At 62.8% G+C, this 22,200-nt stretch carries 19 protein-coding genes; 7 read left to right on the top strand and 12 right to left on the bottom strand.

The annotated features are described in order from the left end of the window. Window positions 1-131: 131 nt before the first annotated feature. Window positions 132-2,237, bottom strand: a complete 2,106-nt coding sequence (locus tag NO932_RS05970) for an EAL domain-containing protein (protein WP_309210177.1) — start codon at window positions 2,235-2,237, stop codon at window positions 132-134. 225 nt (window positions 2,238-2,462) lie between these two features. On the opposite strand from NO932_RS05970, the gene NO932_RS05965 reads away from it, so the two are divergent. From NO932_RS05965 to NO932_RS05935, 7 genes are all read left to right on the top strand, one after another. Further along, a complete protein-coding gene (locus NO932_RS05965; protein WP_309210176.1) occupies window positions 2,463-2,609 on the top strand; it encodes a hypothetical protein in 147 nt (48 codons plus the stop codon). 161 nt (window positions 2,610-2,770) lie between these two features. Beyond that, complete coding sequence (locus NO932_RS05960) at window positions 2,771-3,931, top strand: alpha-hydroxy acid oxidase (RefSeq protein WP_309210175.1); 1,161 nt, start codon at window positions 2,771-2,773, stop codon at window positions 3,929-3,931. Further along, window positions 3,928-4,791, top strand: coding sequence for a carboxylating nicotinate-nucleotide diphosphorylase (gene nadC, locus NO932_RS05955; protein ID WP_309210174.1), 864 nt, complete (start codon window positions 3,928-3,930; stop codon window positions 4,789-4,791). Before NO932_RS05960 ends, nadC begins: the two co-directional genes overlap by 4 nt. Window positions 4,792-4,933: 142 nt before the next feature. Beyond that, on the top strand, window positions 4,934-5,506 hold the full coding sequence (locus tag NO932_RS05950; RefSeq protein ID WP_309210173.1) for a PadR family transcriptional regulator: 573 nt from the start codon (window positions 4,934-4,936) through the stop codon (window positions 5,504-5,506). A 12-nt stretch (window positions 5,507-5,518) separates the two neighbouring features. Continuing rightward, entirely contained in the window at window positions 5,519-6,811 is a 1,293-nt protein-coding gene (locus NO932_RS05945) for an efflux RND transporter periplasmic adaptor subunit (RefSeq protein ID WP_309210172.1), read from the top strand. After that, on the top strand, window positions 6,808-10,116 hold the full coding sequence (locus tag NO932_RS05940) for an efflux RND transporter permease subunit (RefSeq protein WP_309210171.1): 3,309 nt from the start codon (window positions 6,808-6,810) through the stop codon (window positions 10,114-10,116). Before NO932_RS05945 ends, NO932_RS05940 begins: the two co-directional genes overlap by 4 nt. A 127-nt stretch (window positions 10,117-10,243) precedes the next feature. Beyond that, complete coding sequence (locus NO932_RS05935) at window positions 10,244-10,690, top strand: DUF1801 domain-containing protein (protein ID WP_309210170.1); 447 nt, start codon at window positions 10,244-10,246, stop codon at window positions 10,688-10,690. 107 nt (window positions 10,691-10,797) lie between these two features. Here NO932_RS05935 and NO932_RS05930 read toward each other — a convergent pair whose 3' ends face one another. The 11 genes from NO932_RS05930 to NO932_RS05880 all read right to left on the bottom strand — a co-directional run bounded on the left by NO932_RS05930 (window position 10,798) and on the right by NO932_RS05880 (window position 22,181). Continuing rightward, window positions 10,798-12,690 (bottom strand): ABC transporter ATP-binding protein/permease, encoded by a 1,893-nt coding sequence (locus NO932_RS05930; protein WP_309210169.1) that lies wholly within the window; start codon window positions 12,688-12,690, stop codon window positions 10,798-10,800. A 95-nt stretch (window positions 12,691-12,785) separates the two neighbouring features. Then, a complete protein-coding gene (locus NO932_RS05925) occupies window positions 12,786-13,112 on the bottom strand; it encodes a metalloregulator ArsR/SmtB family transcription factor (protein ID WP_309161967.1) in 327 nt (108 codons plus the stop codon). An 85-nt stretch (window positions 13,113-13,197) separates the two neighbouring features. Continuing rightward, a complete protein-coding gene (locus NO932_RS05920) occupies window positions 13,198-15,426 on the bottom strand; it encodes a LysM peptidoglycan-binding domain-containing protein (RefSeq protein ID WP_309210168.1) in 2,229 nt (742 codons plus the stop codon). Window positions 15,427-15,642: 216 nt separating this feature from the next. Then, window positions 15,643-17,229 carry a citramalate synthase gene (gene cimA / locus NO932_RS05915; RefSeq protein ID WP_309210166.1) on the bottom strand — a complete coding sequence of 529 codons (1,587 nt, stop codon included), beginning with the start codon at window positions 17,227-17,229 and terminating at the stop codon, window positions 15,643-15,645. A gap of 26 nt (window positions 17,230-17,255) precedes the next feature. Then, window positions 17,256-17,630: a VOC family protein gene (locus NO932_RS05910; protein ID WP_309163635.1), complete on the bottom strand. Its 375-nt coding sequence runs from the start codon at window positions 17,628-17,630 to the stop codon at window positions 17,256-17,258. Window positions 17,631-17,632: 2 nt separating this feature from the next. Beyond that, window positions 17,633-18,097, bottom strand: coding sequence for a GFA family protein (locus NO932_RS05905; RefSeq protein WP_309210164.1), 465 nt, complete (start codon window positions 18,095-18,097; stop codon window positions 17,633-17,635). Beyond that, window positions 18,094-18,594, bottom strand: a complete 501-nt coding sequence (locus NO932_RS05900; RefSeq protein WP_309210163.1) for a GFA family protein — start codon at window positions 18,592-18,594, stop codon at window positions 18,094-18,096. Before NO932_RS05900 ends, NO932_RS05905 begins: the two co-directional genes overlap by 4 nt. Next, on the bottom strand, window positions 18,591-19,070 hold the full coding sequence (locus NO932_RS05895; RefSeq protein WP_309210162.1) for a GFA family protein: 480 nt from the start codon (window positions 19,068-19,070) through the stop codon (window positions 18,591-18,593). Before NO932_RS05895 ends, NO932_RS05900 begins: the two co-directional genes overlap by 4 nt. After that, a complete protein-coding gene (locus NO932_RS05890) occupies window positions 19,063-19,443 on the bottom strand; it encodes a DUF559 domain-containing protein (protein ID WP_309210161.1) in 381 nt (126 codons plus the stop codon). Before NO932_RS05890 ends, NO932_RS05895 begins: the two co-directional genes overlap by 8 nt. Before the next feature lie 212 nt (window positions 19,444-19,655). After that, entirely contained in the window at window positions 19,656-21,053 is a 1,398-nt protein-coding gene (gene cysS / locus NO932_RS05885; RefSeq protein ID WP_309210160.1) for a cysteine--tRNA ligase, read from the bottom strand. Window positions 21,054-21,425: 372 nt separating this feature from the next. Continuing rightward, on the bottom strand, window positions 21,426-22,181 hold the full coding sequence (locus NO932_RS05880) for an ABC transporter permease (protein ID WP_309210159.1): 756 nt from the start codon (window positions 22,179-22,181) through the stop codon (window positions 21,426-21,428). Window positions 22,182-22,200: the final 19 nt, after the last annotated feature.

Below are 22,200 nucleotides of genomic sequence, written 5' to 3'. Positions count from 1 at the left end.
CACGCACAACCGCCAGCAGGTTATTGAAGCCCTTTCTCCCCACGAGCTTGCAGAAATCATCCAACCGGCAGCGCCGCGGATTGTCGGGTCAAGCCCGACAATGACGAGAAGAGCGATTGTTCGGGCTTTCCCTAAGCGTAGCTACGCTGTGCTCCGATTGCGGGTCGGGGTGAGAGGCGGGTGACCAGTTCGAGCGCGTCCCTTTCGGGCAGCGGGCGGGAGAACAGAAAGCCCTGGATCTCGTCGCAGCCATGGGCGCGCACGGCGTCGAGCTGGGCTTCGGTTTCGACGCCTTCGGCGGTGGTCGACATGCCAAGGCTCCGGCCGAGCGCGATGACGGCCTTGATGATCTCGAAATTGGCGTCCTTGGAACCCACGTCTTCGATAAAGGAGCGGTCGATCTTGATCTTGTCGAAGGGGAAGGCGCGCAGGTAGGAGAGCGAGGAATAGCCGGTGCCGAAATCGTCCATGGAGATGCGGATGCCCATGGCGCGCAGGGTGTGGAGGGTTTCCAGCGTCTGGTCGGAATCGCTGAGCAGGACGGATTCGGTAATCTCGAGTTCGAGCCGGGAAGCCGGCAGGCCTGCCTCTTCCAATGCCCGCTCGACGCTTTCGAGCAACCGGCGGCTCTTGAACTGGACGGGCGAAAGATTGACGGCCACGCGGATGTCTGACGGCCAGGTCGCGGCGACGCGGCAGGCTTGCTGGAGCACCCATTCGCCGAGTTGCACGATGAAGCCGATTTCCTCGGCGACGGCGATGAATTCGACCGGAGAGATGAACCCCATCTCCGGATGTTCCCACCGCAACAGGGCTTCCATGCACGAAATACGGTTGCTCTCGAGTTCCATGAGCGGCTGGAAGACGAGCTTGAATTCGTTCCGGATCAGCCCGAGCTTCAATCCGCTTTCGATGGCGCGGCGGCGCTGCATGGCGGCGTCCATGCCCTTTTCGAAGAAGCGGTAATTGCCGCGTCCGTCGCCCTTGGCGCGATAGAGCGCCAGGTCGGCGTTCTTCATCAGCGTTTCGCCATCCTCGCCATCGGTGGGCGCGACGGCAACGCCGACCGATGTGCCGATGATGACGCGATGGCCTTCGATTTCCATGGGCTTGCTGATGGTTGCGATCAGGCGTTCGGCGAGCGCGGCGGCGTCGCTGGGGCTCCTGAGCGGGCCGGCGAGAATGGCGAATTCATCGCCGCCCAGGCGGGCAGCGCACTCATGCTCGCGCTTGGCGTAATTGATGCGCGCGGCCACCTGCTGCAAAAGAGCGTCACCCACGGCATGGCCCAGAGTATCGTTGATGACCTTGAAGTGGTCGAGGTCGAAGCAGACGACGGCCATCATCTCACCGCGCCGGATGCGGGATTCGGCCATGGCCATCTCTTCGGCGAACAGCGTCCGATTGGGCAGGTCGGTGAGCGCGTCGTGACGGGCCAGATGGTGGATACGGGCCTCGGAGCGACGCTGCTCGGTGATGTCCTGATGGGTTTCGACCCAGCCGCCATCCTCCATGGGCTGGTGGATGACGGAGATGATCTGTCCGTTCTCGAACTCGCAGATATCGACGCTTCGCTTGCCTTCCGAAATCGTGCGCACACGCCGATGCAGGAACGCCATGGGGCCTTCCTTGGGGCGCATGCCGTTTTCGAAGCGGTAATCGAGAATGTCGGTCAAAAGCGTCCCGGGACGCTGCAAATGATCGGGCAACTCGTAGAGATTGGCGTAATTGGCGTTGCAGATCACGAGCTTGTGGTCGGCGTCGATCATGCACAGGCCGTGCGCCATGTTGTCGACGGCGGTCTCGAAGCGCATGGCCTGGCGGGCGAGGTCGGCCTCGCGCTTGGAGAGCGCGGTCAGGTGATCGCTGGCGTCGGTGATATCTTCATGTGTCACGAGCCACCCGACGCCGGGGCGGTTGGTATAGGTGGTGCGGATACTGCGGTCGCGCAGGAACTGCTCGTATTGGGAGGGCGCTTCCTGGCGCTTCTGGCGCTCGAAGCGGTCGATCATCGCCTCGTAAAGCTCATCGACGCTGTAGCCGAAGTAATTACCGGCCTCGATGACGGCGCGGCAGCATTCGCGCAGGCTCATGCCCGCCGCAAGCGCGTCGGAGGCCAGGCCGAATGTCCAGGCATAGCGGGAATTGAAGACCTGGAGCGTCAAATCCTCGCTCCAGACGCACAGGCCGTAGGGCATGGCCTCGAGGGCCGCATCCACCGCATGCGTATTGGTCATTCCTTTGCCTGACGGCATTTACGCGTTCTCCAGCCCCGATGACGAACGTCGGCAGATCATGGAGATGACCCCTAAAACAACAGTGAACGGCTTCGGTGGATTTGCTGATTTCCAAATAAGCAGTCATATAGAGTTATATAAAAGGCAGGAACAAAACGTGCGGTAGAGGCATTTGGAGAACTCTTTCCGCACGGGACGCCGATTTTTCAGATTTGGAGATTTCCTATGAGCCGCAACACGCTCTATCTCGTGATCGGTGCGTTGATCGTTGTCGTCGTGGGCTTTGCGATCTATGCCTATCAGCAGGAGACCGAGCCGCAGGGCGTGCAGATCGAGCTCAATGAAGAGGGTTTGTCGATCGAAAACAATTAGGCGGGCCGCAACGCATTTTCGCTGACCGAACCGCAAAACCGTTCCACTTTTGCTGGACACGCTCTAAATCCCCCGCTCATTCGGACGCTGCGGCATAAACGTGCTTTTCGATGCCCCCCTGTCCCGCTATTGAGTGCGCAAGCACCGAATGGGAGAGGGCGATGGGGTTTCCGGCACAGACGATCGACGACCTGAAGGCGCGCGCCAGGCGGCGCGTTCCGCGCATGTTTTTCGACTATGCGGATTCCGGCTCGTGGACGGAAAGCACCTATCGCGCCAATGAAGGCGACTTCCAGAAGATCAAGTTCCGCCAGCGTGTCGCCGTCGACATGACCAACCGCTCCCTCGCCTCGACCATGGCGGGGGAAAAGGTTTCCATGCCCGTCGCCATTGCGCCGACCGGCTTTGGCGGCATGCAGCATGCCGATGGCGAGATGCTCGGAGCCAAGGCGGCGCGGGCCTTCGGCATCCCGTTCACTCTTTCGACTATGAGCATCTGCTCGATCGAGGACGTGGCCGAAGCCACGGGCGGGGCGCCGTTCTGGTTCCAGCTCTATGTGATGCGCGACCGCAAATTCATGCACAACCTCATCGACCGGGCCAAGGCGGCGGGATGCTCGGCGCTGGTTCTGACGCTGGACCTGCAGATCCTCGGCCAGCGCCACAAGGATGCGCGCAACGGGCTTTCGGCTCCGCCCAGGATCAATTTCAACACCTTCCTCCAGCTTGCCAGCCGTCCGCGCTGGTGCATGTCCATGCTTCGAACCCGGCGGCATACGTTCCGCAACATCGTCGGACATGCGGATAATGTGGGCGATCTCTCCTCGCTCTCGTCCTGGACTGCCGAGCAGTTCGACCCTCGGCTCAACTGGTCCGATATCGAGTGGATCAAGGAACGCTGGGGCGGCAAACTGATCCTCAAGGGCATTCTCGATGCCGAAGATGCGCGCATGGCCGCCGCATCGGGTGCTGATGCCGTTATCGTTTCAAACCATGGCGGGCGCCAGCTCGACGGCGCGCCCTCCTCGATTTCGGCATTGCCGGGCATAGTCGAAGCGGTCGGCGACAGGATCGAGGTGCATATGGATGGCGGCATCCGTTCGGGTCAGGACGTGATGCGGGCGCTCTGCCTTGGCGCAAAGGGCGTCTATATCGGGCGGCCCTGGCTTTATGGGCTCGGCGCGGGCGGAGAAGCCGGCGTCAAGCAGGCGCTCGACATCATCCGCAACGAACTCGACATCACCATGGCGCTCTGTGGCGAGCGGGACATCCGCAATGTCGGGCGGCACAACCTGGTCAATCCGGACGTCTTCAAGTCATGAGCGCCAGCTATCCCCCTGCCCTGCCCCGCCATATCGTGGAAGCCACCGTGCGCCGGGCCTTCGAGGAAGATCTTGGACAGGCGGGCGATATCACCAGCCAGGCGACCATCGCGCCCGGCGCAACGGCCGTGGCGCGGATCAATGCGCGCGAGGGCGGCGTGGTCTGCGGCCTCGACTGCGCGAAAATGGCATTCTCGCTGATCGGGCCTGGACTTGAGGTGCAAGCCTACGTTTCCGACGGCACGACGATCGAGGCAGGCACCGACGTGCTTGAGGTACGCGGCAATGCACGGATGCTGCTGGCCGCCGAGCGTACGGCGCTCAACTTCATGACGCATCTGAGCGGGATTTCGACACTGACTTCCCGCTTTGTGGCCGAAACCGAGGGCACCGATGCCCATATCTGCTGCACGCGCAAGACCACGCCGGGGCTGCGGGCGCTGGAGAAATACGCCGTCAAATGCGGCGGCGGGCACAATCACCGCTTCGGGCTGGACGATGCCATCCTGATCAAGGACAACCATATCGCGGTGGCCGGCGGGGTCGCGGCGGCCATTGCGGCAGCGCGCGCCTTTGCCGGACATCTGGTCGCCATCGAGGTCGAGGTCGATACGCTCGAACAGCTCGAAGAGGCTTTGGCGGCCGGGGCCGATGCGGTGCTGCTGGACAATATGGATGAACCCACGCTGACCCGGGCGGTCGCGATCACCGCGGGCCGCGCCAAGCTCGAAGCCTCCGGCAACGTGACACTCGAGAGGATCGCTGCGATCGCCCGCACGGGGATCGATTATATCTCCACCTCCCGGATCACCATGGCCGCAACGCCACTCGATCTGGGGCTGGATATAGCAATCTCTTAACAGCCTTTCCTCACCCCACCGTAACCAGCCCCATCGTACCCGGCCGCTTCCGGGTGCGACTCTGTGGCCTATGGCTTGGCAAATGACGATGCGTCATATATAGCCCCACCATATTCTCGTTAGGCATATTGCAGTTTTGAACATGAACGTCCGTACCTTGTGTCTCTCGATCCTTTATTGCCAGGAAGCGAGCGGCTACGAGATCCGCAAATTGTGCACCGAAGGTGAAGGGGCCTATTTCATCGAGGCCAGCTTCGGCTCGATCTATCCCGCGCTGGCCAAGCTCGAAAACGAAGGGCTGGTTACCTCGCGCGTGGAACATCAGGCGGGCAAACCCTCGAAAAAAATCTATGCCATCACCGAGGCCGGACGGTCCGCGTTCTGCGACGAACTGCATGAGCCGCTCGCCCCCGATGTTTTCCGCAGCCCGTTTCTCCTGTTCGCGCGATTTGCGCACCTCCTCGATGCGCAGATCGTCCAGACCCGCGCCGAGGAGCAATTGGCGCAACTGGACCGGAAAATCGCGGATCTACGCCGGCTTCAGGATGAGCTCTGCAGCGGCGAAGACGAAGATCACGGAAACGATCAATGGGTGCTCGGATACGGCCTCAACTGTCTAGAGGTTGCACGCGAGCATCTGCATACCCACATGAACGCCTTAATTGCCTCCGCGCGACAAGAAGAACCGCACGCCGGGCAGCAAGCAGCTGAATAGAGGGCGCTGTTTATGCAATTTCTCAAGTCTTTTGGTTTGTCGTTTTTCATTCTCGCGGTTGCAGCAGCCTGGCTCGCCACAGGAACGCTCGTTCAAGGCGGCCAGGGTCCCGGCAATGGCGAGCATTCGATCATCGGCCTTATCGAAGGCGATGACCATGGCCCGATCTCAAAAACGCTGTCCGATGCAGGGCTTCTCGTCGAGCACGACGAAGACGTTGTCGAGCAGGCGCGGATGACCGTGGCCCAGCGCGTGGCTCAAGCCAATGGTGGCGCGGACGCGCCCGCCATTTCGGTGCGTACGCAGACATTCGAACAGGAGCCCATGCCGCTTCTGGTGAGCCTGCGCGGGCGCACCGTGGCGCATGCCAATGTCGAGGCGGTGGCGGAGACCGCCGGCGTCGTCCAAACCGTTCATGTCGAAAAAGGCCAGCGGGTCGAAGAGGGCGAATTGCTCTGCACGCTGGACCAGGGTACGCGGCAGGCAGCCGTGGCCCAGGCTGAAGCTGGCCTGGCACAGGCGCGGGCAGGGCTGGAACAGGCCCAGCTCGATTTCGAAACCAATGAATCCCTGCGTGAGCGGGGTCTTGCCGCCGCCAATACCGCCAATGCGGCGCAGGTGGCGCTCTCGAGCGCCGAGGCTCAGGTGCTGACGGCCCAGGCCGCGCTCGACAATGCCGTGGCCGAACTCGAACGCACCGAGATCACCGCCGAAGTCGCGGGCCTCGTGCAGGCGCCGGTGGTAACGCGCGGTGCGATGCTGGCCCAGGGCGGGGTGTGCGCCACCATCGTCCAGCTCGACCCGATCGTCTTTTCCGGTTCGATTGCCGAAGCCAATATCGGGCTGGCCCGGACAGGGCTGGAAGCGACACTGCGCACCGTCACCAACCAGGAAGCGACCGGCGAGGTGACCTATGTTGCCGCCAGCGCCGACGAAGCCACCCGCTCCTTCCCCATCGAGATCGAATTCGACAATCCCGAGTTCGACATCCGGGAAGGCGTGACCGCAACGGCCACCGTGGACATGGGCACCATGCCCGGCCACCTGCTGCCCCAGTCCGCCCTCACCCTCAATGACGAGGGCGTGCTTGGGGTCCGGGCGGTGGAAGACGGCGTCGTCGCCTTCCATGAAGTGACAATCGTGTCCGACACCCGTGATGGGGTTTGGGTTTCGGGACTGCCCGAAACGATCGAGATCATCACCATCGGCCAGGAATTCGTGGTCGATGGGCAGGCCGTGGCGACCGGACAAGGAACCGGAACCGAGCCGGCCACAGAGGCTTCTGAAGAAGGCGCTGCCGCATGACGAACTTCATCGAACGCATTCTGCGCATGCCGCGCGTGGTCATGACGATCATGGCGCTGCTGCTGCTTGGCGGTGGCCTCTCCTATTCGGTGCTGCCCAAGGAAAGCTTCCCGGCGATCGACGTGCCCTATCTCTACGTTTCGATCAGTCAGACGGGCGTGTCGCCGCGCGACGCCGAAAACCTTTTGGCAAAACCAGCAGAAGAAGAACTGGCCGACCTCGACGGCCTGGTCAACATGACTTCGACGTCAACCACCGGTCATGCGTCGGTGGTGCTCGAGTTCGACACCAACGTCGATACCGACCAGGCGCTGGCCGATACGCGCGCACGGATGGATGCCATCCGCGCCAATATTCCGGACGATGCAAACGATCCCACGGTCAACGAAATCGACATGGTCGGGTTCCCGATCCTGTCGGTGGCCGTCTATGGCGAGGCTCCCGAGCGCGAACTGGTGCGGCGGGCCGAGGAGTTGCAGACTGCTCTCGAAGGCATCAACAGCGTGCGTGAAGTGGAGCTGTCGGGCTCGCGCGAGGAAGTGGTCGAGGTGACCATCGACCTGCTGCGGCTCGAAGCCTACAATCTCACGGCCAACGAGCTGCTGGACGCCCTGGCGCGCAACAACATGGTCGTGCCGGGTGGCACGATCAACACCGGCCAGGGCTCGTTCGCGGTCGAGGTTCCAGGGCTGATCACCGGACCGCAGGACGTGTTCGACCTGCCGATCAAGACCGACGGGGAAACCGTCGTCACTTTTGGCGATGTTGCCGATGTCACGCGCACGCTCGAGGACGCCACCGACTACACCAATGTCAACGGCTCCCCTGCCCTGATCCTGGGCGTTTCCAAGAAGATCGGCACCAACGTCATCGAGGTGTCCGAACAGGTGCGCGCGCTGACCGAACAGGTGGCGAGCGAATGGCCGCAAGGGGTGAGCTACAGCTTCTTCCTCGACCAGGCCGACACCACCATCTCGCTGTTCCGCTCGCTCGAAGCGGCGGTGCTGACGGCCGTGGCGCTGGTGCTCATCACCTGCGTGGCCGTGCTGGGCGTACGGGCGGCATTCATGATCGGCATGAGCATCCCGCTCTCGTTCATGATCGCCTTCCTCTACATGCAGATGACCGGCATGACGATCAACATGATGGTCATGTTCGGGCTGGTGATCGCCGTGGGCGTGCTTGTCGACGACCCCGTGGTGGTCGTCGAATATGCCGAGCGGAAGCTGCAGGAGGGCGTTTCCAAGAAGGAAGCCTTCATCCAGGCGATGCACAAGATGTTCGTGCCGGTGATCGGCGCGACGGCCACGACATTGGCGGCCTTCGTGCCGCTGCTGTTCTGGCCGGGCATCATCGGCAAGTTCATGAGCCATCTGCCCACGATCGTGATCGTGGTGATGTGCGCCTCGTTCATCTCGGCGCTGATCTTCATGCCGGTGATCGGGTCGATCATCGCATCGACCCATGTCGATCCCAAGCGCAAGGAACAAGCCGATATCGTCATGTATCCCGAAAAGTTCCACCCCAAGAAGGTGAAGGGACTGACCGGGGTTTACGTGCGCATGATGTCTGTGCTGTTGCGCTGGCCGATCCCGACGCTGCTCGTCGGCTTCGGCATCGTCTTCGGCGTTTTCATCGCCTATGCGAACAACCCCACGGGCGTCGAAGCCTTCCCGCCCTCCGAGCCCGAATATGCGACAGTGGCCGTGGTGGGCCGTGGCAACTATTCGCCGCAAGAGATCCGCGACATGCTGATCGAAGTCGAGGACGAGCTGATGCAGGTCCAGGGCATCCAGGACATCATCATGCAGTTCGGCGAGACCGGGGCCATGGGCACCATGCCGCCGGATACGATCGGCAACTTCCAGCTCCAGCTCGTCAACTACAACAACCGCGTCCAGGCAGAGGAGATCTTCACCGAAATCCGCGAGCGCGTTGCCGATATCTCGGGACTGCAGGTGCAGGTGTTCGGGATGGAAAGCGGGCCTCCGGCGGGCAAGGACATCAACATGCGCGTCGAGAGCAATAGCTACGACGACCTGATCCCGACCGTTACGCGGGTGCGCGAATATCTCGAAACCGAGCTGCCCAACACGGCCGACATCGAGGACGGACGTCCCTCGCCCGGCATCGATTGGCAGGTGACCATCGACCGTGTCGAAGCGGCCCGCTACGGCATCGGCGTGCGTGAGCTGGCCCCCTATGTGCAGCTCGTCACCTCGGGCGTCGAACTGGGCACGTACCGGGACTCCGAGACCGGCGACGAACTCGACATCAAGGTGCGGCTGCCGCAGGACGAGCGCACGCTCGACGCGCTCGATTCCATGCGGATCGCAACCCAGCAGGGCATGGTTCCCGTCTCCAACTTCATCGAACGGCAAGCCGTGCCCAAGGTCGCCAATATCGAGCGGCGCAACCAGGTTTATGTGATGCCGATCGCGGCAAACCTGGTGAACCTGCCCGAGGGCGTCTATCCGGCTCAGCGCGTGGCCGAACTGCAGGCGTGGCTGGACGGCCAGGAATGGCCGGACGGGGTGACCTTCGAGTTCGGCGGCGCCGAAGAACAGATGGGCGATGCCAACGCGTTCATCGCCCAGGCGTTCGGCGCGGCCATGTTCATGATCTTCCTGATCCTGCTGCTCGAGTACAACAGCTTCTATCAGGTGCTGGTGACGCTCTCGACCGTCATCATGTCGGTGGCCGGGGTGCTGCTGGGCATGCTGGCGACGGGCATGAGCTTCTCGGCGATCATGACGGGGCTGGGTGTGGTTGCGCTCGCAGGTATCGTTGTCAAGAACGGTATCGTTTTGATCGACACCTATAACGAGTACAACCGCCATCAGGGCGTCGAGCCGGTGACGGCCATGCTGCTCACCACCGCGCAGCGCGTGCGGCCGGTGCTGCTGACGGCGTTCCTCACGGCCTTGGGCGTCATCCCGATGTGGGCCAATGTCGAGTTCGACTTCATCCGCCGCGAGATCGTGGTGGGCGGTATCGCCGGCTCGTGGTTCATCCACCTCTCGGCGGCGCTGGTCTCGGGCCTGTTCTTCTCGACGGCTCTCACGCTGATCATGGTGCCGGTGCTGGTCACCGCGCCGAAGGTGGTCAAGGAGCAGGTGCGCGGCGCCTTCAACTGGATCCGCGGGCGCAGGTCGGAAGAGGCCGCAGTGCCCCAAGGGTTCGACGGCATGGCCGTCGCCGTGGAAGCGGATGGCTCGCGGCATGTGGTGACCAAGGACACCGAACTGGTCGAGCGCAACGAAAATGGCGTGACGGTTCTCTCCAGGCGCCCTGCCGCGGAGTAACTTCCCAAACGACTATGCAAAGGCCCCGCTCCGGCGGGGCCTTTCGCTTTTCGGGGTGCTCTTGACCGACATATAGCTATGCAGCTATTGATTTAACTGACCGCTGCCACAGCATGGAGTGAGCGCGATGACCGGCAAGACGAAATCGAAGGAGAACGCCGGAAAAGCAGACGGCAAGCCGGTGCTTTTATTGGGCGGCAATCCGCAGATCGCCAAGGGATATGGCGACGAGCCGGTGCAGGCCTATATCGCCGCCATGCCCGAATGGAAGCAGGATGTCGGCCGCAAGCTGGACAAGATCATCGAGAGCGTGGTTCCGGGCGTGGAAAAGGCGGTCAAGTGGAACACGCCGTTTTACGGCAATGAGCGCGATTACTGGTTCCTGTCCTTCCATGTCTTTACGCGCTACGTGAAAGTCACGTTCTTTCGTGGCAGTTCGCTCAAGCCCATGCCGGCCGGAACGAGCAAATATCCCGACGTGCGATATCTCGACATCTACGAAGGCGACGATTTCGAGGACCAGTTCACCGAATGGGTGAAACAGGCCAGCAAGCTACCTGGCGAAAAGATGTGAGCCCGCTAGAGCATTTCCGCTTTTCTCCGAATCGCTTCAATGCTCTAAGTCCTTGTTTTGTCGCGTATCCGAACCGCAAAACCGTTTCCACTTTTGCTGGACACGCTCTATTCGGCGGGCTGTTCCGCCGGCTTGCGGGTGACAAAGCCCTCTGGGTCGTCCTGGGCGGCGCGCAGGCGTTCGCTGGCTTCCGCCGCCTCGCGTTGGCGGTTCCACATCTGGGCATAAAGGCCACCGCGCGCCAATAGCTCGTCATGCCGGCCCCGTTCGGCGATCCGGCCTTCCCGCAATACGATGATCTCGTCAGCATCGACGACCGTCGAGAGCCGGTGGGCGATGACCAGCGTGGTCCTGCCTTTCGAGACCGTATCGAGCGCCGACTGGATCTCGCGCTCGGTATGGGTGTCGAGCGCCGAGGTCGCCTCGTCGAGGATCAGGATCGGCGGCGCCTTAAGAATCGTGCGGGCGATGGCCACGCGCTGCTTCTCGCCGCCCGAGAGCTTCAGTCCCCGCTCGCCCACCTGCGTGTCGTAGCCATGCGGCAGGCTTTCGATGAAGGGGCCGATCTGGGCCATGTTGGCGGCAGCTTGCACCTCCTGATCGGTGGCATCGGGGCGTCCGTAGCGGATGTTGTAGGCGATGGTGTCGTTAAAGAGCACCGTATCCTGGGGCACCATGCCGATGGCGGCGCGGAGCGATTGCTGCGTCACCTCGCGGACATCCTGGCCATCGACGGTGACCCGGCCCGCCGTCACGTCATAGAAGCGGTAGATCAGACGCGAGATCGTCGATTTGCCCGCGCCCGAGGGACCGACCACCGCAATGGTCTTTCCGGCGGGCACCGTGAAGCTCACCCCTTTGAGGATCGGGCGATCGGAATCGTAGTGGAAATAGACGTCTTCGAAGGCAAGGACAGGCCCGGAAATCGCGAGTGGCGTGGCGCCGGGATTGTCTTCGATCTCGGGGTTTTGGTCGAGAAGGCGGAACATCTCCTCGATATCGGCCAAGCCCTGGCGGATCTCGCGGTAGACGAAGCCGATCTGGTTGAGGGGGCGGTAGATCTGCATCATGAAGGTGTTGAGCAGGACGAAATCGCCCACCGTCAGGTCGCCGTTCATGACGCCGAGGGCAGCCATCACCGAAAGCACGATCATGCCGAGCCAGAAGATCACCCCCTGGCCGAAATTGAGCCAGCCGAGCGACGTCCAGATGCGGGTGGCGGCGCGTTCATAGCCCGCCATGGCCCGGTCGTAGCGGCTCGCCTCCAGGTTCTCGTTGCCGAAGTATTTGACGGTTTCGAAATTGAGCAGGCTGTCGATCGCCTTTGCGTTGGCGTCGGTGTCGCTCTCGTTCATGTCGCGGCGGATGGCAATGCGCCAATTGGATGCCCGGACGGTGAAGATCATATAGGCTGCAACGACGACCGCCAGAACCAGCACATAAGCCCAGCCGAACAGCCAGCCGAAGATGACGCCGACGATCAGAAACTCAACGAGCGTGGGCGCTGTGTTGAGCATCGTGAAACGCACGATGGTTTCGATGCCCTTGGTGCCGCGCTCGATCACCCGGCTCAGCCCACCGGTCTTGCGCTGCAGGTGGAAGCGCAGGGAAAGCCGGTGCACATGGGTGAAAGTGCGGTAGGCAAGCTGGCGCACCGCATGCTGCCCCACCGACGAGAACAGGATGTCACGGAGCTGCTGCAGGCCGGTATCGATGATCTGGCCCACGCCATAGGCGACAACCAGGATGATCGGCACCGAAAGCCCCAGGATCAGGGCCGCGTCCGGACCCGATGTGCCCAGCGTATCGATGATGCCCGCATAGGCGAAAGGCACCAGGGTGCTCGCCACCTTGGCGAGCAGCAGCGCGCCGATGGCAAGGACAACGCGCATGCGCAGATCGGGCCGATCCGCGGGCCACATATAGACCCACAGATTACGGATGGTCGAAACGATGGCGCCCTCGTCGGCGCTGACGGTGGATTTTGGCTCCTGGGCCATGGGGGGCTCCGGTGAGGGCTGGAGCGCTTCCAGAAAGCGCGGACAAAAATGTTCCAGCCTCTGTCAGCCAGACAGAGGCCAGGTGAGGAAATCGATCAAGACGCAGCCAGGAGCGAGCGTTCGCAGCTTTGATCCTGCGGGGTCAGATCGGCAAGGTAGCCGGTGAAAGCCGTGTTGAACGCGGTAAGCCGATCGGTGCGCACCCGATAGTTGTTGCGCGTTCCCTGGGCCTTGCGCTCGATGATGCCGGCATCGAGCAGGACCTTGAGATGCTGGGAAACCGTGCTCTGGGCCAGCGACAGGCAATCCGTGACGTCATTGCAGCAGCAGTTCTCGGGCCGCTGGGCCAGAATGCGCAAAATCTCGAGCCGCACCGGGTGTCCCAGGGCGCGCATCATGGTGGCAATATCGTCTTCGTTCATCGGCGCTGCTTCCATCGTCAGATTACGATAAGTGAAAGCGCGCGCCGATGCAAGGCGAGGCGCACGTTCCTCCCGCCATCACGGGCTACCGGACGGCGGAACTCTCCGTCTCCTCTTGCCCGACGACCTGATCGGTGTCGGGAAGATCGAAGACCTGGCCGGGATAGATGAGGTCCGGATCGCGGATCTGGTCGTTGTTGGCTTCGAAAATCTGCGTGTAGCGGATGCCCTCGCCATAGACCCGGCGGGCGATGGTCCAGAGATTGTCCCCCGACCGGATGATCGCCAGCCCGGACGTGGTGCGCCCGGCCTCGTCGGTTACCCCAACCAGGGTGGGGACCTCCCCGGCGCTGGGCTCGGAAGGCTCCGCCGGCGCCTGTGCAGGTTCGGCGGGCGCCTGTGCGGGCTCGGCGGGCTGTGCCGGTGCCTGTGCGGTTTCCTGCGGCCCGGAAAGTTCGGGCGCAGCATCGATCGGAGGCGAGACCGGCTGTTCAACCGTTTCAGTATCGGCGGGAGCCTGACCTTGCGCCACGATCTGTTCGGCGGGTTGCTCGACGGCCGCTTCGCGGGTGGGCTCCTCGGGCGAAGGCTGCTCGGTAAGTTCGTCCGCAGGTTGCTCGGCCAGAGGTTGCTCGGCGGCGGGTACCTCGGCCGCAGCTTGTTCGGCAGCGGGTTGTTCGGCGGCGGGTTGCTCTGCCGCAGGCTGCTGGTCCGCCTGAACGGCCTCAGCCTCCTGCTCGGCGACGGCGAAATCCTCCTCGACCGCTTCGGGAAGATCGAGAACGAAATCGACTTCGGCACGGGCGACCACGGTTCCGTCCTCGGCCAGCATATCAATGCGCACGCGTTGACTTGCCTGGTCCAGAACGCCAATCGCTTCGACCAGCCAACGCCCATCGGCAACCTCGGTGCTTCCCACCACCTGGTTGTCGACATAGAGCCGCACGGTCATCCCGTCAGTCCCGGCGCCGGCAAAGAAGTTGCGATCGCCATCGATCTCCACAGCATCGATGCTCGGCTGGATGAAATCCGGGGCCGGTTGCGCAGTCGTTGCAGGCTGCTCGGGCTGAGGAGACGGCTGTTCGACGACGGGCACTTCAGCCACCTGCTGCTCGCCGGCCGGCTCGTCGCTCGGCCGCTCCTCAGGTGCGGGAGCTTGCGGTGCCGGCTGTTCGGTTGCTTGCTGCTCCGAAGCCGGATCATCGACAGGCTGCTGGTCATCGGCCTCGCTCTCTGACACACCGACTGCAGATTCGGGCTGCTCCGGCGCTGCATCGTCCGGCTCGATAGGAGCTTCAATCTCCCCGGTCTGCGGCTCGGGCTCAACAGCATCGGCGGGCTCAGGGACACCGGCAGGTTCAGAGGCTTCGACCACTGTCTCGGGCTGAGCCACCTGCGCATCCTGTGTTTCGTCTGGAACGTCTTGCTGAGCAGCACCCTCACCGGCAGGCTCTTGGACGTCGGTTTCCGGCGCGGCCATGGGCGCGACGGGCGCCGCCGGCGCGGGAGCCTCTGGCGCAACCTCATCGGCCATTTCGGCGGGTGACGGCATCTCCACCTGCGGGGTGACGCCGCCGGGCGTGGGTTGCGGGGCCGCCGTCGCAGCGGTTTCGCCAGCAGGCGTGCCGGGCGTTTCAGCGGCGGGTTCGGCGGGGGCCGGAGCGTTCGTCTGAGGAGCGACCTGTGGCGCGGGCGGCGGTGTTTCTGCCGGGGTGGCCGGCACATCGGCCTCCGCGACGTCCATCGTCTCGGGTTCGTCGGCCGGCGCAGCGGCTGCGCCCTCGGGCGCTTGGGCAGCGGCTTGGGGTTGCTCCAAACCCTGCAGGATCTGGCTTGCCTCGCCCGGTTCGGACGCAACCACGATCGGCTCGCTCGCTAAATCGTCCTGCACGACAACGACTACCGATTCCTCGGCGTAGGTGTCGGTCTCCACATCGAGAATGCGCAGTTCCACCCCGCCGGGAGGCAGCGGCTCGTCAGTCACAAAAGCAAAGTCGCCGCTGGGTTCGGCGATTTCGGTGCCGATCTGCTCCTCATCGGCAAAAATGCGCACTTCACCATCGGGCGTTGCAGTGCCGGCGATAACGGCGGAGCCGTCCGGCTCGACGCGCACCAGCCCGAAAGCGGGAAGCACGGCCTGGGAAACGCTGGTCGCAGTCTCTTCCGAGTTCGTCGGCTGCTCACCATCGGCATCGGCCGCAGCGGCCGGCGCTGTCGAGGCGGTTTCCTGATCGGCCTGAGCAACCGCCACCTCCTCTGTCGGCGTGGAGTCGGCGGCTGGCGTCAAGCCATTGCCAAAGAAGGTCTCGCCCATGCAGGCGGAGAAATCGTCGCTCTGGAGGCAACTGTAGGTCCCAGGCCCGAGGACCACGCCGATAACGATGATGCCGGTCGTAGCCGCTGCGCCGATGGCGAGAGCAATGGGAGAAAGGGGACCGGCCAGTGGAGCCTCCGTTACGTGTTACCGGGCCGCCGCGTCGGCCTTAGATTTCGATTCGTTTTATCTTCGCAGTCGTTTGAACTATAACGACTATGCAGTCTTCATCAACTTATAGGTGAAGGACTCATATAGCGCCTCGAAAGACGCATCAATGATATTGGGGGAAACGCCCACGGTGAACCATCTTTCCCCCGTCCCGTCCCGGCTTTCGATCAGCACACGGGTGACCGCGCCCGTGCCGCCGTCCAGGATACGCACCTTGTAGTCCACAAGTTCAAGATCGTCGATACGGCTCGAATACTTGCCGAGATCTTTGCGCATGGCGAGGTCGAGCGCGTTGACCGGGCCGTTGCCCTCGGCCACCGACATCAGGATATCCCCCTCGACATCGATCTTGACCACCGCCTCGCAAACGGTAACCAGTTCGCCGCGCGCATTGTGCCGGCGTTCCACCGCCGTGCGATAGCTGGTGACGTCGAAAAAGCGCGGCAGCGAACCCAGGAGCTTATGGGCGAGCAGGCAGAACGAAGCCTCCGCCCCATCATAGGAATAGCCGCGCGCCTCGCGTTCCTTGACCTGACGCAGGAGCTTGTCGAGGCGCGGATCGTCCTTGGCGAGTTCGATGTCGAAGCGCTTGAGCGAGGTCAAAAGGTTCGATTTCCCCGCCTGCTGGGAGACCATGATGGCGCGCTCATTGCCCACCGTTTCGGGGGCGACGTGCTCATAGGTCGAAGGGTCCTTGGCGATGGCGGAGGCGTGGATGCCGGCCTTTGTCGCGAAGGCCGAAACGCCCACATAGGGCGCGTGCCGGTTGGGCGCGCGGTTGAGGATCTCATCGAAAGCGCGCGACACGTGGGTGAGCGTTTCGAGCTTTTCGGGCGTGACGCCGGTTTCGAAACGCTCCGAAAAGAGCTGCTTGAGCACCAGAGTGGGAATGATGGTCATGAGGTTGGCGTTGCCGCAGCGCTCGCCCAGCCCGTTGATCGTGCCCTGGATCTGGCGCACCCCTGCCCTCACGGCCGCCAGCGAATTGGCCACCGCCTGGCCGGTATCGTCATGGGCGTGGATGCCGAGCCTGTCGCCGGGCGCCACCGTCAGCACATCGGCGACGATGGCTTCGACCTCCGAAGGCATGGTGCCGCCATTGGTGTCGCACAGCACCACCCAGCGCGCGCCGGCCTCGAGCGCGGTTTTCACGCAATCAAGCGCATAGGTCCGATTGGCCTTGTAACCGTCAAAGAAGTGCTCGCAATCGACGAACGCTTCCTTGCCGCCCGCGATCGCCGCTCGGATGCTTTCGGCAAGGCTTTTGAGGTTTTCCCTGGTCGAAATGCCCAGGGCGAGCTTGACCTGATGGTCCCAGGCCTTGGACACGTAGCAGACCGCATCGGCGCCCGAATTGACCAGATCGGCGATGCCGGGATCGTTCTCGACCGAGCGCCCCGCCCGCTTGGTCATGCCGAAGGCGACGAACTGGGCCGCCTTCGTGCGCTTTTGGGCGAAGAACTCGGTATCGACGACATTGGCGCCGGGATAGCCGCCCTCGATGTAATCCAGCCCCAGCCCGTCCAGCAGTTTCGCAATGGCGATCTTGTCCTCAAGCGAGAACTCGACGCCCGTGGTCTGGGCGCCGTCGCGCAAGGTGGTATCGAAGAGGTAGAGACGGTCTTTAGTCATGAGGCTTGAAAAATCGCTTTAAAAAGTCAGGCGGGCGCGTGGCACACCGCCTCGATGTTGTGGCCGTCGAGGTCGTAGACGAAGGCCCCGTAATAGTTGGGATGGTAAATCTCTCGGATACCCGGCGCTCCGTTGTCGCGGCCGCCGGCCTCAAGCGCAGCGGCATAGAAGGCGTCAACCTCGGCGCGGGATTTGGCGGCAAAGGCGAAATGGAGGTTGCCGGTGCAACGGCCGCCGCTGCTGAGCCAGAAATCGGGCTTGTCGGCGCCATAGCCGGCGATCATCCCCTGGGGAATGGGAAATTCCGCCAGTTTGCGATAGCCCAATGGCGCCAGCGCCTTGTCATAGAAGGCGCGTGACTTTTCGTAGTCGGCAACGCTCAGTCCGAAATGGTCGATCATGCTCATTTGGCTCCTCCCTTAGGCCAATGGTCAGTCTCGTGGTCGGGGTGCTGGTGAGAATCGGTGCGTTCATCCATGCGCTCCTCCCGCAGCAGATGAATATTTCCAAACCACGGCATGCGCGATTCCACCCCGCCCTGATATTCGGGCGCGATCCGCTCGGGATGGTCAAGCGTTGCGAGCGCAATGTCGATTGTATTGGCGTAGCGGTGCTTGAAGGTCAGCGGCGTGCCGCACCTGGCGCAAAAGCCGCGCATGGCGTTGGCCGAGCTTTCGAAATGTGCCGGCTCGCCGCGCGTCCAATGAAGCTCCGCCTCGGGCACGGACGCCCAGGTGACCGCCGGCGCGCCATGGGCCTTCTGGCACATGCGGCAATGGCAGATCTCGGGGTTTTCGAGCACCTCGGCCTGATAGCGGATAGCCCCGCACTGGCAGCCGCCCGAGAAGGTCTGGCCGTGCGTGGTCATGTCTCCCTCCCAGTCGGCTGCCATTGGGAGGTGTCATGGTCGGGGTGCTGGTGGTTGGAAGCCTTGATGGCCGCTGCCCACTCCTCGCCTTCGGCTTCGGTCGTGCCGCCATCCTCGATCTGGGTGATGGTTTTGAACCAGGCGACCTGCCCTTCGGACCCCGTATTGGCGTGGGGCGGGAAATTGTCGGGATTGTCGAGCGAGCCGATGGTCAGATTGGTGCGGCCATTGTTTACGTCGTGATAGAACAACGGCGTGCCGCAATTGGCGCAGAAGCCGCGCTCCACATGTTCCGAGCTGCGCCATATGGCCGGCTCGCCGCGCGTCCAGATCAGCTTGTCGTCCGGCGCGGCGACGAGGGCGGCGAAGATGTTGCCCACCGCCTTTTGGCACATGCGGCAATGGCACAGATGCGCGTTATCGAGCATCTGGCTCGTGTGGTAGCGCACGGCGCCGCATTGGCAGCCGCCGCTCACCTCCATATCGATGCGGTTCATAGCTCCTCCTCTTCTTCCTCTCGCGGGGGCCAGTCAGACGTATCGTGGTCGGGATGCTGATTGGAATGAATGCCGGCCATGAAGTTGCGCCATTCCTCGCCGGGATCCTCGACCAGCGGCAATTGGCTCAGGCTTTCGAAAAACGGCACCTTGTCGTGCGGGTTGACCTGGATTTCGGGCGGTACGCGCTCGGGCTGATCGAAGGCGCCGATGGCCAGTTCGAGCCCGAACTTGGTCTGATAGGCCAAGGGCGTTCCGCAATCGGCGCAAAAGGCGCGGCGGGCTGCATTCGAGCTTTGAAACCATTTGGGCTCGCCCCGCGTCCATGTGCCGTCATGGGCGGTGACCAGCGGTCCGAAAAAGCTGCCGAACGCCTTCTGGCACATGCGGCAATGGCAGATCGAGCCGCGTCCGTAAAGCTTGGTGGAAAAGCGCACGGCACCGCATTGGCAGCCGCCGGTGAGTTCATCAGCCATGATGGGATTCCTGCAGATTGTGCCAAAGGGCATCGAGCACGGCTTCGCGTTCGGTGACTAGTTGGTTGTTCCAGACACGGAGGACGCGAAAGCCTTTCGAATTCAGCCATGCGTTTCGGTCGGCATCCAACTGCTCGCCGTGTTGGCTTCCATCGAGTTCGACGATCAGGCGCGAGGCGTAGCAGACGAAGTCGGCGATATAGGGACCGATCGGGACCTGGCGGCGGAACTTATATGCGGCCAGCCGCCGGTCCTTGAGAAGCATCCACATCTGGCGCTCGGCTTCCGTGGGATTGCGGCGCATGGATTTGGCGAAGCCGCGATTTCGTTTTGGAATCTGATGCCGCCAGTCAGCGCCGGCGGGTTTCAGCAACGCTGCGCACCCCTCATCCGACCTTTCGCTTCGCGAAAGCCCACCTTCTCCCTCAAGGGGAGAAGGGAAGCCTGTTGCGGGCTCCCGGGTCAATTGCAACGGCGATTTTAAAGCAGGTGCCGCAACAAGAGCCCCCCTCTCCCCTTGAGGGAGAGGGGCCGGGGGTGAGGGGTGCGCTGAGGTTGCCGGGCTCGCAGGAGCTTGCAGGCGTTTCACCGCGCTACCTCCCATTTCGTCTTCCGCTCGCCCGTTTCGGGGTCCTTGTAATCCATCAACTGGATGCCTTGTTCGAGCAGTTCGGCGCGGATGGCGTCGGCTTTGGTGAAATCCTTGGCTGCGAGCGCGGCGAGGCGTTCGGAGACTTTTTGCGCCGTGGCCTCGTCGCCCTCCTGCCGGATCAGGCTATCGAGGGGGAAGCCGAGGAAGGTGAGCGTTGCGGCGAGGCAGTGAGCGGCGGAGGTTTCGCCGCGATTGGCTTTGCGCGCCATGGCGTCCAACACGGTCGCGGCGCGGGAAAAGTTGAGGTCGTCGGCCAGTTCGGCGAGCGTCGCCGCGTCCGGAGGCGTGGCCCCGCTCGCCCGGGCAGCACGCTGCCAGCCGACCAGGCGGTTTTCCGCCTCCTCCAGCCTTGCGACCGAAAAATCGATGGGCTCGCGATAATGCGTCATCAGCATGGCTAGCCGCAGCACTTCGCCCGGCCATTTGCGGCCGCCGAATTTTTCAGTCTCCAGCAGGTCGTGGATGGTGATGAAATTGCCCTCGGACTTGCTCATCTTGCGGCCTTCGACCTGCAGATAGCCATTGTGCATCCAAATATTGGCCATCATGTCGGTGCCGTGGGCGCAGCGCGACTGGGCGATTTCGTTTTCGTGGTGGGGGAAAATGAGGTCCAGCCCGCCCCCGTGGATGTCGAACGTCTCGCCCAGCAGCTCTTTGCTCATGGCCGAGCACTCGATATGCCAGCCGGGACGGCCACGGCCCCAGGGGCTGTCCCATCCCGGCTCGTTTTCGCTGGACGCTTTCCAGAGCACGAAATCGGCCGGATTTTCCTTGTGGCTCTCCACGGCGACCCGCGCTCCGGCGATGTTGTCCTCGAGATTGCGGCCCGAGAGCTGGCCGTAATCGGGCATGGAATTGACACGGAACAGCACTTCGCCACCGGCCTCGTAAGCATGGCCGCGCGCGATCAGGCGCTCGATGATTTCGATCATTCCCCCGATGTGCTCGGTGGCGCGCGGCTCGACCGAAGGCGGCAGGCAGCCGAGCGCGGCGACATCTTTGTGGAACTGGCTTGCCGTGGTTTCGGTCACCTGGCGGATGGCCTCGTTGAGCGGCAGATCGGGGAAATCGCGCAGGGCGCGCGCGTTGATCTTGTCGTCCACGTCGGTGATATTGCGCACATAAGTGACATGGCTTTCGCCATAAACGTGCCGCAGCAGCCGATAGAGCAGATCGAAGACGATCACCGGGCGCGCATTGCCGATATGGGCGAAATCGTAAACCGTAGGCCCGCAGACATACATGCGCACATTGGCCGGATCGATGGGGACGAAGTCCTCCTTGGTCCGGGTGAGCGTGTTGTAGAGCTTAAGGCTCGGCTCTTGCGACATGAAATGGTCCCCAGGCGTAAGCGTATGTCACGCTGGCAGCGGGTCCACTCCTACAAGTCGGGATGATGAAAACCGCGCCGCCAACACTTGTTAGCGGATAATGATGCAGCCGATAATGCAGATCTGGCCGACGGTCTTCATGGCGCGCACAATGGACGCGAAAATCGGGCAAATCAAGCACGAAAAAGGGGACGGCGCCGACACGCCGCCCCCAGAACGGAGACCTTGGAGCAGTCTGAAAATGGTTGCCATCCGAAGGCGGATGACGCGGGGGCGCCGGGCGATTCCCACACCTTGACCCTGCCATGTAAAAATCGGCGCGGCCACTGCCTCACGGACTTGTTACGCCAAGGCCTTGCGGCTCGCAGGCAATCACAGGCTCGCCCGCTTGATGGTGGCCGCGCCGACGGCATGGCCCACGACCGCCACGACGCCCGAGACGAGCGCGCCCCAAAGCACAGTTGTGGAAAACAGTTCGCCCATGAACAAAGCGCGTTCAGCTTCAACCAGATAGGTCAACGGGTTGAAGCGGCTGGCGATATAGAGCCAGTCCGGCGCCATCTGCATCGGCAGCAGCACGCCGCCGAGCAGCATAAGCGGCAGGGAAACCGAGTGGGAGACGAGATAGAACAGGCTCCCATCGTTCTTGGACGCAATGGCCAGGGCGTAGGACAGCGACGCCACGCCGACGCCGAAGACAAGCAGGAACAAGAGCCCCACCAGCATGGGCAGAGGGTGCAATTGCAGCCCGAAGGGCACCGCGACGACGATCAGGATCAGCGCCTGGATGAGGAGCGGCGCCAGTTCCTTGAGAGCGCGACCGACGAGCAGCGCCGGACGGCTGGCGGGCGTGGCCAGGAACCGCTCGAAGCTGCCTGAGAACAGTTCTTCGGTCAGCGCCCAGCCGCACGAGACGGTGGTAAACAGCACCAGCATCACCACCATGCCGGGGACGAACCATTGGAGCGCATTGCCCTCGCCGGCGATCGGCATGGTGCCCAGCAGCGGCACGAACAGGCCGAGATAGAGCAGCGGCTGGATGACCCCGAAGATCATATAGTACCAGCTTCTCAACGTCGGCCCGATCTCTCGGCGGAAGGAGAGGACGGTGTCGGAAACAAAACTCATTGCAGGACCTCTTTCGATC

The organism is Pelagibacterium sp. 26DY04 (genome assembly GCF_031202305.1).
Classification (GTDB): domain Bacteria; phylum Pseudomonadota; class Alphaproteobacteria; order Rhizobiales; family Devosiaceae; genus Pelagibacterium.
The sequence above is the reverse complement of the archived record's forward strand: the minus strand, read 5'-3'. Positions and strand labels throughout refer to the sequence as shown.